The 12,523-nt window shown below is 69.5% G+C and carries 9 protein-coding genes; 4 read left to right on the top strand and 5 right to left on the bottom strand.

The window, feature by feature from the left end:
• Position 1: 1 nt before the first annotated feature.
• Positions 2-619 carry a class I SAM-dependent methyltransferase gene (locus tag ABZW96_RS26465; RefSeq protein ID WP_355078315.1) on the bottom strand — a complete coding sequence of 206 codons (618 nt, stop codon included), beginning with the start codon at positions 617-619 and terminating at the stop codon, positions 2-4.
• A 228-nt stretch (positions 620-847) separates the two neighbouring features.
• Here ABZW96_RS26465 and treZ point away from each other — a divergent pair, with 228 nt between their 5' ends.
• Together treZ and ABZW96_RS26455 are read left to right on the top strand one after the other, a co-directional pair.
• Positions 848-2,587 (top strand): malto-oligosyltrehalose trehalohydrolase, encoded by a 1,740-nt coding sequence (treZ, locus tag ABZW96_RS26460; protein ID WP_355078314.1) that lies wholly within the window; start codon positions 848-850, stop codon positions 2,585-2,587.
• Between the two features lie 113 nt (positions 2,588-2,700).
• Entirely contained in the window at positions 2,701-3,951 is a 1,251-nt protein-coding gene (locus ABZW96_RS26455) for a serine hydrolase domain-containing protein (protein ID WP_355078313.1), read from the top strand.
• A gap of 342 nt (positions 3,952-4,293) precedes the next feature.
• Here the strand turns inward: ABZW96_RS26455 and ilvA are convergent, their stop codons facing one another.
• Positions 4,294-5,649, bottom strand: coding sequence for a threonine ammonia-lyase IlvA (gene ilvA, locus ABZW96_RS26450; RefSeq protein ID WP_355078312.1), 1,356 nt, complete (start codon positions 5,647-5,649; stop codon positions 4,294-4,296).
• Between the two features lie 75 nt (positions 5,650-5,724).
• Positions 5,725-6,159, bottom strand: coding sequence for a nitroreductase family deazaflavin-dependent oxidoreductase (locus ABZW96_RS26445; RefSeq protein WP_355078311.1), 435 nt, complete (start codon positions 6,157-6,159; stop codon positions 5,725-5,727).
• 88 nt (positions 6,160-6,247) lie between these two features.
• Between ABZW96_RS26445 and ABZW96_RS26440 the strand changes: the two genes are divergently transcribed.
• Both ABZW96_RS26440 and ABZW96_RS26435 read left to right on the top strand, forming a co-directional pair.
• Positions 6,248-6,481, top strand: coding sequence for a hypothetical protein (locus ABZW96_RS26440; RefSeq protein WP_355078310.1), 234 nt, complete (start codon positions 6,248-6,250; stop codon positions 6,479-6,481).
• 93 nt (positions 6,482-6,574) lie between these two features.
• Positions 6,575-7,867 (top strand): DUF2235 domain-containing protein, encoded by a 1,293-nt coding sequence (locus ABZW96_RS26435; RefSeq protein ID WP_355078309.1) that lies wholly within the window; start codon positions 6,575-6,577, stop codon positions 7,865-7,867.
• Here ABZW96_RS26435 and treY read toward each other — a convergent pair.
• Both treY and glgX read right to left on the bottom strand, forming a co-directional pair.
• A complete protein-coding gene (gene treY, locus ABZW96_RS26430) occupies positions 7,760-10,168 on the bottom strand; it encodes a malto-oligosyltrehalose synthase (RefSeq protein WP_355078349.1) in 2,409 nt (802 codons plus the stop codon). The two genes, ABZW96_RS26435 and treY, sit on opposite strands and share 108 nt — an antisense overlap.
• Before the next feature lie 35 nt (positions 10,169-10,203).
• A complete protein-coding gene (gene glgX / locus ABZW96_RS26425) occupies positions 10,204-12,324 on the bottom strand; it encodes a glycogen debranching protein GlgX (RefSeq protein ID WP_355078308.1) in 2,121 nt (706 codons plus the stop codon).
• Positions 12,325-12,523: the final 199 nt, after the last annotated feature.

Genomic DNA, 12,523 nt, shown 5'->3' with positions numbered 1-12,523 from the left:
CTCAGGGCGACACCGCGACACCGAGCGTCTGGGCGACCAGGAAGCGGGGAGCGTGCTCCCCGTAGAACGACTCGGCGTCGCGGATCTCGAAACCGGCGTCTGTCACCAGGCCGCGAATGTCGCGGTTGAGGTGGCAGCCGCCGAACAGTCGTTTCTGGACCAGGTTCAGCCGGTTCTGCCACGCCCGCACCTTCTCGTCGGGCGCAAGCCCATGCTCGACGAAATGCAAGGTCCCGCCGGGGACGAGCACCCGGCGCACCTCGGTGAGCGCGGCGGCGATGTCGGGGATGGTGCACATCGTCCAGGTCGACAGCGCGCAGTCGAAGGCGTCGTCCGGGAAGGGCAGCGCCTGCCCGTCCAGCCCGGCCCGCTCGACCGGCACGGTGGCGGCGGCGACGCGTTCGCTCGCCAGCCGCCAGCCGAGATCGGCGGGCTCGACCGCGCGCACCGACGCGACCCCCGCCGGGTAGAACGGGACGTTCAGTCCCGAACCGAAACCGAGTTCCACGACCTGTCCGTGCAGTCCGGCACACACCCGCTCGCGCAGCGGAGCCAACTCCCGCAACCCGCAGGACCGGTTGACGATCCGCGGCAGCACATACTCGGCATAGGCACCCACGTCTTCACTCTGACAGGCATCGCCCATTGCGGACAGGGCTACACGGCCCCAGCCCGACAGATTTCCGCGCCTTTGCGGTCCTCTGCTCGACCCGGCCCCAGTGGCTGCACGGGACCGAGGGAAGCGGCTCCGGCCAGCCGGTCAGGAAGCCGGGACCGTACGCGCCGCTGCGCCTGAGACTGGTGTCCGTATCGGGCGGACCGGGCGTGCCCGTGGGATGCTGGCGCGGTGACTGTGTTCGAAGTCTGGGCACCGCGGCCGGAGTCGGTGCGACTGGATCTGGAGGGTGTCGTCCATTCGATGACGCGGTCGCCGGATGGGTGGTGGTGCGCCGACGTGCCCGCCGCGAACGGCGCCAGGTACGGCTTCCTGCTCGACGACGATCCGACCGTGCTGCCCGATCCCCGCTCGCCGCGCCAGCCCGACGGCGTGCACGCCCGCTCGGCGCTGCACACCCTCGATCCGGCGGGGTGGACCGATGCGGCGTGGACCGGTCGGCCGCAGGCCGGGGCGGTCTACTACGAACTGCACATCGGGACCTTCACCCCGGAAGGCACCTTCGACGCCGCGATCGAACGGCTCGACCACCTGGTCGGGCTGGGCGTCACCGTGGTCGAAGTGATGCCGGTGAACGCCTTCGATGGCCCGCACAACTGGGGCTACGACGGCGTGCTCTGGTACGCGGTGCAGGAGAGCTACGGCGGGCCCGACGGCCTGCAACGATTCGTGAACGCCTGTCATGCCCGCGGGCTCGCGGTCTGCCTCGACGTCGTCTACAACCACCTCGGCCCGTCCGGGAACTACCTGCCGCGCTTCGCGCCCTACCTGACCGAGGGCCGCAACACCTGGGGGCAGAGCCTCAATCTCGACGGCCCGCAGTCCGATCACGTGCGCGGGTACGTCATCGACAACGCGGTGCGCTGGCTGCGCGATTTCCACATCGACGCGCTGCGCTTGGACGCGGTGCACGCCCTGGTCGACCGCACCGCCACCCACCTGCTGGCCGAACTCGCCGTCGCGACCGAGCGCCTGGCCACCCACGTCCGCAGGCCGCTGACGCTCATCGCGGAGAGCGATCTCAACGATCCGAAGCTGATCACCCCGCGCGCGGCGGGCGGCTACGGCCTGACCGCGCAGTGGAACGACGACCTGCACCACGCCGTGCACACCGCGGTCTCCGGTGAGCGGCAGGGCTATTACGCGGACTTCGGTTCCCTGCGCTGCCTGGCCCACACGTTGAAGCACGGGTTCTTCCACGCCGCAACGTATTCCAGTTTCCGTGGCCGCACGCACGGCCGCCCGATCGATCGCAGCCTGATCCCGGGCAGCGCGCTGCTGGCCTACACCTGCGATCACGACCAGATCGGCAACCGGGCGCTGGGCGAGCGCCCGAGCGCCTATCTCACCGACGGCCAGCTCGCGATCAAGGCCGCCCTGGTGCTGTGCGGACCGTTCACGCCGATGCTGTTCATGGGGGAGGAGTGGGGCGCCCGCACACCGTTCCAGTTCTTCACCTCGCACACCGACCCGGATGTCGCCGCCGCCACCGCATCCGGGCGCAAGAAGGAGTTCGCCCAGCACGGCTGGCCCGAGGGCGAGGTGCCCGACCCGCAGGATGTGAAAACGTTCCTGCGCTCCAAACTCGATTGGACGGAAGCCGACGAGCCGGGCCACGCCCGGCTGCTGTCGTGCTATCGCGCCCTGCTCGCCCTGCGCCGCGATCGTGCGGAGCTCAGCGATCCCTGGTTGACCCACGTTTCGGTGGACTACGACGAGTCCGCGCGGTGGATCGTCGTGCGCCGGGGCACACTGGCCCTGGTGTGCAACCTCGGCGAGGACCAGGTCGCGGTGCCGATCGCGGGGCTTCCGCTGCTGTCCTGGGAATCCCCGACGATCGGCCGTTCCGCCACAACCGTTCCCGGCCACTCGTTCACCCTGCTGGAGACGGCGCCGCCCGGCCCGCGCTGAGCGCGTGGAACCCCAGCTCGCGGCGGCCTTTCGGGCACTCGCCCGGTAACGGGCGTACAACTGTCCGAGACAGGTACTTTGCCGGAATCGTCCCATGCCATTACCGTGGAGAGATGAGCAACGTCGCTTCCGGGGACTTTGCGGTTCTTCCCCCGGGGATGGGTGGCAGCGCTGCCGCCGAATTCGCACCGTTCGTGCGCGCTTTCGCACGGGCGTTCGGCAATCGCCGGGGCGCGGGGGCGGCGTTCACGCTGCACCGGCACGGAGAGCCGCTGGTGGACATCTGGGTCGGCTCCGGCGGTGACGTTCCGTGGACCAGGGACACCGGCACGATCATCTTCTCGGCCACCAAGGGGATCGCGGCCACCGTCGTGCACCGTCTCGCCGACCGCGGGTTGCTCGACTATTCCGCTCCGGTCGCGGAGTACTGGCCGGAGTTCGGCGCCAACGGCAAGCACAAGATCACCATTCGTCATCTGCTCACCCACCGGGCGGGACTGTCCGCGCTGGCCCCGATCGCCACCGGCGGCCTGGCCGACGTGCTGGACCACGAACTCATGGAACAGCGCCTGGCCGCGGCCAAGCCCGACCGCCTGCTCGGCGTTCCCACCTACCACGCGCTCACCTTCGGCTGGCTGGTCGGAGGCTTGACGCGCGCGATCACCGGCACCGGCCTGGCCGAGCTGATCCGCACCGAGGTCGCCGAGCCGCTCGGCATCGAGGGGCTGCACCTGGGCAGGCCGCCCGCCGGTGCGCCGATCACCTACGCCCCGCTGGCGGGCACCCAGCTGAGTGCGCTCGGAAAGCCGCTCGGCGCCGCGGTTCTCGGCCGTAGCCACCGGATTCCCGGCGCGCTGGGTGCCGCCACCCGCTGCCTGTTCCTGCCCGGTCTGGAAGGCATCCTCGAGGGCGTCAGCCCGCCGATCCTGGACACCGAACTCGGTGCGGGCAACGGTGTGGCCACCGCGCCGGCACTGGCCACCATGTACGGCGCGCTCGCGGGCGACGGCACCGTGGCCGACCACAGGTACCTCGGCCGCCGCACCATGAAGGCGCTGCGTCGCGTCGAGACCTACCAGCCCGATCGCGCGCTGTTCTACCTGCCGATGATGTGGCGTCTGGGCTACCACTCGCTGCCGATGCCGGGCGCCCACGCCGGGTTCGGGCACATCGGCCTCGGCGGCTCCTTCGGCTGGGCCGAACCCCGGCTGGGCCTGTCGGTCGGCTTCGTGCACAACCGGCTCTCCGTCGCGCAGCTCAGCTACGACCAGTCGGCAGCGTTCTGGTTGCTGCCGCTCATGCTGAACTGCCTGCGTTCGTCCCGCCGCCGGATCCCGGCCGCGCAGACGCCCAAGGCCGCGTGACGCGTCGAGTTTCGGCTGCGCAGACGCGTAAGGCCACGTGGCACGTCGGATCCCGGCTGCGCGGAGGCTCGAGGCTGCGTGGCATGTCGGATTGCGGTCGCGCGGAGGCCCGAGGCTGCGTAGCACCTCGGATCCCGGCTGCGCAGACGCCCGAGACTGCGTGACGCGTCGGATTTCGGCTGCGCAGACGCGTAAGGCCACGTGGCACGTCGGATCCCGGCTGCGCGGAGGCTCGAGGCTGCGTGGCATGTCGGATTGCGGTCGCGCGGAGGCCCCAGGCTGCGTGGCAGTCGGATACCGGTCGGTCAGACGCCCGAGGCCGCCTGACCGCCGGAGTCGGGCTCAGGTCAGGTAGCGGTAGGCCGGTGAATCGGGCTCGAGGCGCTCGCACTGGATCGGGGAGTGGTGCATCCGTTCCAGCAGCGGCGCCAGCCCGTCGGGGGCGCCCAGTTCGATGCCGACCAGCGCCGCGCCCGTCTCCCGGTTGTTGCGCTTGACGTACTCGAACAGCGTGATGTCGTCTTCCGGGCCGAGCACCTCGTTGAGGAAGCGGCGCAGCGCGCCGGGTTCCTGCGGGAAGTCCACCAGGAAGTAGTGCTTGAGCCCGCTGTGCACGAGCGAGCGCTCGATGATCTCGCCGTAGCGGGAGACGTCGTTGTTGCCGCCGGACACCAGGCACACCACCGTGGAGCCCGGCTCCACGGTGATCTCCGCCAGCGCCGTCGTGGTGAGCGCGCCCGCGGGCTCGGCGATGATGCCCTCGCTCTGGTACAGGTCGAGCATGGTCGTGCAGATCGCGCCTTCGTCGACCTGCATCATCTGGAAAGTGCCCGCGCCCCTGGGGGATTCGGTGGTGGTCAGCAACGGCAGCGAGGCGTGCGAAACCACGCGCCCGCCGAATCCGGACACCGCCGCGTACGGCACGGCGCCTACCCGGCGGACCGCGGCGCCGTCGACGAACGGATCGATCTCCGGCAGCGTGACCGGGCCGCCCGCCACCAGAGCCGCGGTCATCGAGGCCGCGCCCGCGGGCTCCACGCCCAGGATGGCGGTGCGCGGGGATCGGGCGCGCAGGTAGGTGCCGATGCCCGCCAGGCAGCCGCCGCCGCCCACGGGCACGATCACCAGGTCAGGGGTGGTGGGGAGCTGTTCCAGGATCTCCGCGGCGATGGTGCCCTGACCGGCCGCGGTGCGGGTGTCGTCGAACGGCGGCACCATGGTCGCGCCGGTGCGCTCCACGTCGGCGGCGGCGGCCGCCGCGGCGGCGTCGTAGGTCTCGCCGACCGCGATGAGCTCGACGAACTCCCCGCCGTGCACCCGGATGCGGTCACGCTTCTGCTTCGGCGTCGTGGTCGGCACGTAGATACGGCCCTTGATCCCCATCGCCTGGCAGGCGAACGCGACGCCCTGCGCGTGGTTGCCCGCGCTGGCCGCGACCACGCCGGCGGCGCGTTCCCGCTCGGTCAGCTGGACCACGAGGTTGTAGGCGCCGCGCAGCTTGTAGGAGCGGACCGCGCTGAGATCTTCGCGCTTCAGATAGACGTTCGCCCCGGTCAGCTTGGACAGCCGCTCGCTGCGCTGTAGCGGGGTCGGATCAATGACGTCGGCAATTCGCTTGGCGGCAGCGTCGATCTCGTCCGCGGTGAGGGCGGGACGAGAAGCGGTCAGTGCGTCGAGGACATCAAGCGGATCGGACACCCCGAATATGCTGCCACCCGCCGCGGCGGCGAGCTGCGGCGGGTGGCGGTGACACGCGGGCTACCTGCGCAGAAGCTACTGCGGGGTGAGAACGAAGACGGGGATCTGACGATCAGTCTTGGTCTGGTAGTTCGCGTAATCCGGCCACACCTCGACCGCGCGCTCCCACCACTGCGCCTTCTCGTCGCCGAACACCTCGCGGGCGGTGTAGTCCTTGTTGACCGTGCCGTCGCGCAGTTCGACGTGCGGTTCGGCCTTGATGTTGTGGTACCAGACGGGATGCTTCGGCGCGCCGCCCAGCGAGGCCACCACGGCGTACTCGCCGTCGTGCTCCACCCGCATCAGCGGCGTCTTGCGCAGCTTGCCGCTCTTCGCGCCCTTGGTGGTGAGCAGGATGATCGGCACACCTTGCAAGGTCGCGCCCTCGGTGCCGCCGGAGTTCTCGTACTTCTCGGCCTGTTCGCGGGCCCAGTCGGATGTACTCGGTTCGTATTCACCTGTCAGTGGCATATCTGCGGCAACGCCGCGGCGATTACTTGTGTTCCCGGCGACAAAAAGTTCGCTGGCCCGAACTTCCAATTCCGACTACCCTGAGGAGATGGCGGTCGTTCACTCTTCGGCGCGCGGCACCACGATCGACATCGCGGGTAGCGCGTGGCCGGTATACAAGCTCGACGCACTGGTCGTCGGCTTGGTGACCTGCCTCGTCCTGGCCCTGATCACCGGATCGCTGCAACTCGCGGTACTCGTCGCGGCAGCGCTCGGCGCGGCGCGGTGGCTGATCGGCATGGCGGTCGCGGGTCTCGGCGAGGGGCCCGGCGGCACGCCGTAGCGCGCCCCGCATTAACGCTTCCCCGCCGCAGGCGATGAATTCGAGTAGTCGAATACGCGGGTTTCGGTGGGATGCCGGCGGGAGGATCAGCGCATGAAACGTCTGGTTGTGTGTTGCGACGGCACCTGGAAGGCCGAATCGAGCAGCACGGTTTCGAACATAGTCAAGATCGCGCAGACGATCCGGTTCGATGCGCCCGGACCGGCGGGGGAGACGATCCAGCAGTGGGTCACCTACGTCTCCGGCCCAGGTGCCCGCGGATTCCTCAGCGATCGCCTGATGGGCGGCGCCTTCGGACTCGGACTCGAGGCGAACCTGTCGTCCGCCTACTGGCATCTGGCCTTGAACTGGGAGAAGGGCGACGAAATCTACATCTTCGGCTTCAGCCGCGGCGCCTTCACCGCCCGCAGCCTGGCCGGCCTGATCAACCGTGTCGGGATCATGACCCCCGAAGCGATGATCGAAGGCAAGTACCCCGACGCCCTGAACATCTATCGGCAGCGACCGCCCGCGCCGACGCGGGAGAACCCCGATCCGGCCGAGCCCGAGCAGTGGCAGGAATTCCGCCGGAAGCATTGTCACCGAGCGAAGATCGATTTCCTCGGCGTGTTCGACACTGTCGGCGCGCTCGGCGTCCCTGGCATCACCTCCCTGCGGCACCGCTTCCACGACGTCAAACTCTCCCGGCACGTGCACTGCGCCCGCCAGGCGCTGGCCATCGACGAGCGGCGGCGCAACTTCGAACCGGCCGTGTGGGAGGTGCCGGTCGAACCGACGGTGAAGTACCGGCGCGGCTTCGAGCGAGTCAAGCAGGTGTGGTTCCCCGGCGTGCACAGCGACATCGGTGGCGGCTACACCGAATGCGGCCTGTCCGACATCACGCTGCAGTGGATGGTCCGGGAGGCGGAGTCGGTCGGGCTGGCCTTCGACCGGGACCGGCTGGCGGCGCTGTCGAAGCGCTGCGACCACACCGACGGCGACCACATGCGGCTGCACGATTCCCTGAGCATCGGCTACCGCGTCCTGAACGTGGTTCGGACGCTGCGTAATCCGCGCAGTCGCCGGTTCCACTGGGATTCCTGGCGCCGGATGTCCATGCCCACCGATCAGGGCGTGCGGTTGTCCGCGAGCGCGCAGGACGCGCTGGACTACCATCCCGCGAATCTGCGACGCTGGCGCGAAGAACTGGGCGGTGTGATCCCGGAAGCGGCTTTCGAGCAGATCCGCGGGGTGTTCTCCAAGAAACTCGAGCAGGCGGGTGCGCCCGTGCCCGAGCCGTCAGCGCACCAGCAGCGCGACCGGCAGCCTGGCGAACATCTTCTCGAGCCTGGCCCGGCCCTGGAAGGTGTGGCCGGTCAGCCGGTCTGTCCAGCTGCCCGCGGGTAGGTCGATGAACGTGTCGCTCCAGCCGGTCTCGGCCAGGCTCACGCTGTGGCGGGTGGCGGCGACGATGACCTCGGGGGCCTCGCCCGCGCGGCCGCGGGCGTAGGACACCACCTTGGACGCGTGGTCGCCGGTGGCGAACAGCGGCCGGTACGTGCCGCCGACGAAGCATTCGGGACGTTCGCGGCGCAACCACAGCGCGTAGGCGACGATCCACATCTTCGCCGCGCCGGTGGTGTCCAGCGCGGGCGTGCCGGTGAGCGATTGCAGCATGCCCGCACGGGCGGCGAAGTCCACCGGCCTGCGGTTGTCCGGGTCGACGAGGGAGTCCTCCCACAGCTCGCAGCCCTGGTAGACGTCCGGGATGCCCGGCCCGCACAGCTGTAAGAGCTTCTGCGACAAGGCGTCCGACCAGGCGTGCGGGGCCAGTTCGTGCACCAGGTCGCCGAGTTCGGAGCCCACCGGGCCATCGATCACCGCGTCCAGCCACGCGTGCACCGCGGCCTCGAACTCGGCGTCCGGCTCCTCCCAGGAGGTCTTGCTGTTGGCCTCCCGCATCGCCTTCTCGGCGAACGCGTGCACACGCTCACGCAGGCCGGGCACCGATGCGGCCGGTCGCCCGTCCGCGGGCCATACCCCGAACATGTTCTGCAGCAGGAACAACGCCGTCGCACCGTCCGGCGCGGGGGCGGTCTCCAACCAGGAGTCGACGTTGCGCGCCCAGGTCTCCGCGGCCTGGGACAGCACGCCGATGCGGGCGCGCACGTCCTCCCCGCGCTTGGTGTCGTGCGTGGACAGCGTCGTCAGAGTGGCGGGCCAGCGTTGCGCGCGCTGGCTGTTGGACAGGTGGAACTCGTTGAGCGAGTGGCCGAAGCGCGCCGGGTTGCCGCCGACCTCCTGCAACGAGACCAGCCGCGCGGCCTGATAGAACATGGTGTCCTCGACCGCCTTCGCGGTCACCGCGCCGCAGACCTGGCTGAAGCGCATCGCCGCGGCCCCGTCGGCGGCCAGCGCCGCGACCAGGACCGCCAGCGGCGCGGTGAGTTCGCTGTTGCGCTTCTCCACCTCGGCGATCACCGCGCCCGTCATCCCGGACAGCGGCGCGTAGTCGGCCCGGTAGACCGGCATGAACGCCAGCACCTCGATGGTGGCGTTGGTCAGCGCCATGGTGTCGAAACTCTCGGCGTTCGCGTCCTGTTTGATCGCGGCCACCAGCCGCCGGACCTCCGGCGTCAGAATGGTTTCCGCGACCGCGCGCTTGATCCGGTGTTCGGTCTCGCCGATCCAAGCCCGGTCGCTGCCGTGCCCGGCCACCCGGCGCGAGAGTTCGGTGAGCGCGTGCTCCCCGCGCGGATCGATCAGCACGCCGCCGAAGTCGGCCAGCGCCTCGTAGCCGGTGGTGCCGTCGATGGGCAGCGTCGCGTCCAGCGGCTCGCGGTTGGCCAGGATCTTCTCCACCAGCAACAGCCGGTGCGGGCCGATCAGTCTGCGCAGCCGGGTGAGGTAACCGGCGGGATCGGCCAGACCGTCCGGATGGTCGACCCGCACGCCGTCGATCAAGTCGTGCTCGCACCACGCGGCGAGCTCGCGGTGGGTGAGCTCGAAGACCTCCGGGTTCTCCTGACGGATCGCGGCCAGGCTGCTCACCGCGAAGAAACGCCGATAGGTGCACAGCCCGGCCTTCCAGCTCACCAACCGGTAGTGCTGTTTGTCGTGGATGCGCAGGGCGTTGTCGCCGTCGGTGCCGGGCGCGATCGGGAAACGCAGATCGTGCAGCGCGAGCATCGGCTCGGCGCCGGTGCGGTCCACGGTCAGGGCGGCCGGGTCGTTCTCGCTCTGCAACACCGGCAGCGCCAGCCTGCCGCCCGCGCCGTTGCCGGGGCTCCAGTCGATGTCGAAATACGGCGCGAACCGCGACTCCTGGCCATTCCGCAGCACGTCCCACCACCAGGCGTTCTGTCGCGGATCGGCGACGCCGACGTGATTGGGCACCAGGTCGACGATCAGTCCCATGCCGCGGCTGCGCACCTCGTCGGCGAGTGCCTTGAGCCCCGTCGGCCCGCCGAGGGCGGCGGAGACCGTGGTCGGGTCGGTGACGTCGTAACCGTGCGTCGAACCGTGCGCCGCGGTCAGGATCGGCGACAGGTACAGGTGCGAGATGCCCAGCTGCTGAAGGTATTCCGCGATGGCGCGGGCCTCGGCGAAGGTCAATGCGTCCGGTCGCAGCTGTAGCCGGTAGGCGCTGCGGATCGTCGTCTGGCGGGCGGGCTTGCGTCGGAGGGACACCGGGTCGGTCACGTGCATCTCGGTGGGATCGGGTGCGTTCATCGGCATTCGGGTCAGGCGGCCTGGCGGAGGACGAGGAGACAGCGAGCTTCGACGGTGACGGCCGCGCCGCCGGGATACCTGGCGTCGGTCATGCCGGTCGGGGTCGAGCAATCCAGTGCCACCGACCATTCCGCGCCGTCGCCGGTGCTCGGTAGCACGAAGTCGATAGCCGCGTCGTGGGCGTTGAAACACAACAGGAACGAGTCGTCGGTGATCCGCTCGCCTCGCGGGCCCGGCTCGGGGATCGCCTCGCCGTTGAGGTAGACCGCCAGCGACTTGCCGAATCCGCTGTCCCAGTCCGCCCCGGTCATCTCCTCGCCGGACGGGGTGAGCCAGGCGATGTCGCGGGCGTTGTCCGCCGAACGGACCGGGCCGCCCGCGAAGAAGCGACGGCGCCGGAAGACGGGGTGCCGGGTGCGCAACGCGACCACCGCGCGGGTGAACTCCAGCAGATCGGCGTTCTTCTCCCGCAGCGACCAGTCCATCCAGGCCAGCGGCGAGTCCTGGCAGTAGACGTTGTTGTTGCCGTGCTGGGTGCGGCCCATCTCGTCGCCGTGCGCCAGCATCGGCACACCCTGGCTGAGCATGAGCGTGGCCAGCAGGTTGCGGCTCTGCCGGTCGCGCAGGGCGAGGATGTCCTGGTCGTCGGTCGGGCCTTCGACACCGCAGTTCCAGGAGCGGTTCCAGCTCTCGCCGTCGCGGTTGTCCTCGCCGTTGGCCGCGTTGTGTTTCTCGTTGTAGGACACCAGATCCCGCAGCGTGAACCCGTCGTGCGCGGTGACGAAGTTGATGCTCGCGCTCGGCCTGCGGCCGGTGGCCTCGTACAGGTCCGAGGAACCGGTGAGCCGAGAGGCGAACTCGCCCAGCGTCGCCGGTTCGCCGCGCCAGTAGTCCCGCACGGTGTCGCGGTACTTGCCGTTCCACTCCGTCCACAGGCCGGGGAAATTGCCCACCTGGTAGCCGCCCTCGCCGACGTCCCACGGTTCGGCGATGAGTTTGACCTGGCTCACCACCGGATCCTGCTGCACCAGGTCGAAGAACGTCGACAGCCGGTCCACGTCGTGCAGTTCCCGCGCCAGCGTCGCGGCCAGATCGAAGCGGAAGCCGTCGACGTGCATCTCCAGGATCCAGTAGCGCAGGGAGTCCATGATCAGCTGCAAGGTGTGCGGGTGGCGCACGTTGAGACTGTTTCCGGTGCCCGTGTAATCCATGTAGTGCGACGGATCGTCGTCGACCAAGCGGTAGTAGGCGGCATTGTCGATGCCGCGGAAGCAGATCGTGGGGCCGTTGTGGTTGCCCTCGGCGGTGTGGTTGTAGACGACGTCGAGGATCACCTCGATGCCCTCCGCGTGCAGCGCGCGCACCATCGCCTTGAACTCGGTGACCGCCGACCCGGCGCGATCCATCGTCGCGTACTCGCTGTGCGGCGCGAGGTAGCCGAAGCTGTTGTAGCCCCAATAGTTCCGCAGTCCCTGGTCCAGCAGCACGCGGTCCTGCAGGAACTGGTGCACCGGCATCAGTTCGATCGCGGTGACCCCCAACCCCTTCAGATGGTCGACGACCGCCGGGTGCGCGATGCCGGAATAGGTGCCGCGCAATTCCTCGGGCACCTCGGGATGCGTCATCGTCATGCCCTTGACGTGCGCCTCGTAGATCACCGTCTCGTGGTACGGCCGGTTGGGCGGCCGGTCGGCGCCCCAGTCGAAGTACGGGTTGATCACCACGCCGGTCATGGTGTGGCCGAGCGAGTCGAGCCCGTGGGTGTAGAGCGAGGGGTGATCGTCGAAGTCGCCGTCGAAAGCCTTGCCGTACGGATCGAGCAGCAACTTGCTCGGGTCGCAGCGCAACCCCCGGTCGGGGTCGTATGGGCCGTGCACGCGGAATCCATAGCGCTGACCAGGGTCGATTCCGGGCAGGTAGGCATGCCAGACGTACCCGTCCACCTCGTCGAGCGCGATCCGGTTCTCGGCTCCGTCGGCGTCGATCAGGCAGAGTTCGACCGCGTCGGCAACCTCGGAGAACACCGAGAAATTGGTGCCTGCGCCGTCGTAGGTGGCCCCGAGGGGATAGGCGGTGCCGGGCCAGACACCCAGAGGTGCCGCGTCACCGGGCGCTGCGTCGGGCTGAGCCATGGCAACGACAGTAGCGTCAGCCGGGCGTCCAGCGGTGCGGGTGGTTGTGGGTGACCGGATCGAACGAGGTCCGAGGCATTTTTCGCGCCATCGGGGAATGGTGCGAGCACCGAGCACGGCCCGCGGTGGCAACGCCGCGCAGTCTCGCGGCACAGCACGGGCGAACGGACCCAACGCCGCGTCGGCCTTGCCCCGAGCG

Source organism: Nocardia sp. NPDC004168 (assembly GCF_040610355.1).
Taxonomy (GTDB): domain Bacteria; phylum Actinomycetota; class Actinomycetes; order Mycobacteriales; family Mycobacteriaceae; genus Nocardia; species Nocardia sichangensis.
Note: the sequence above shows the minus strand (reverse complement) of the source record. Positions and strands in the feature narration are given on the sequence as shown.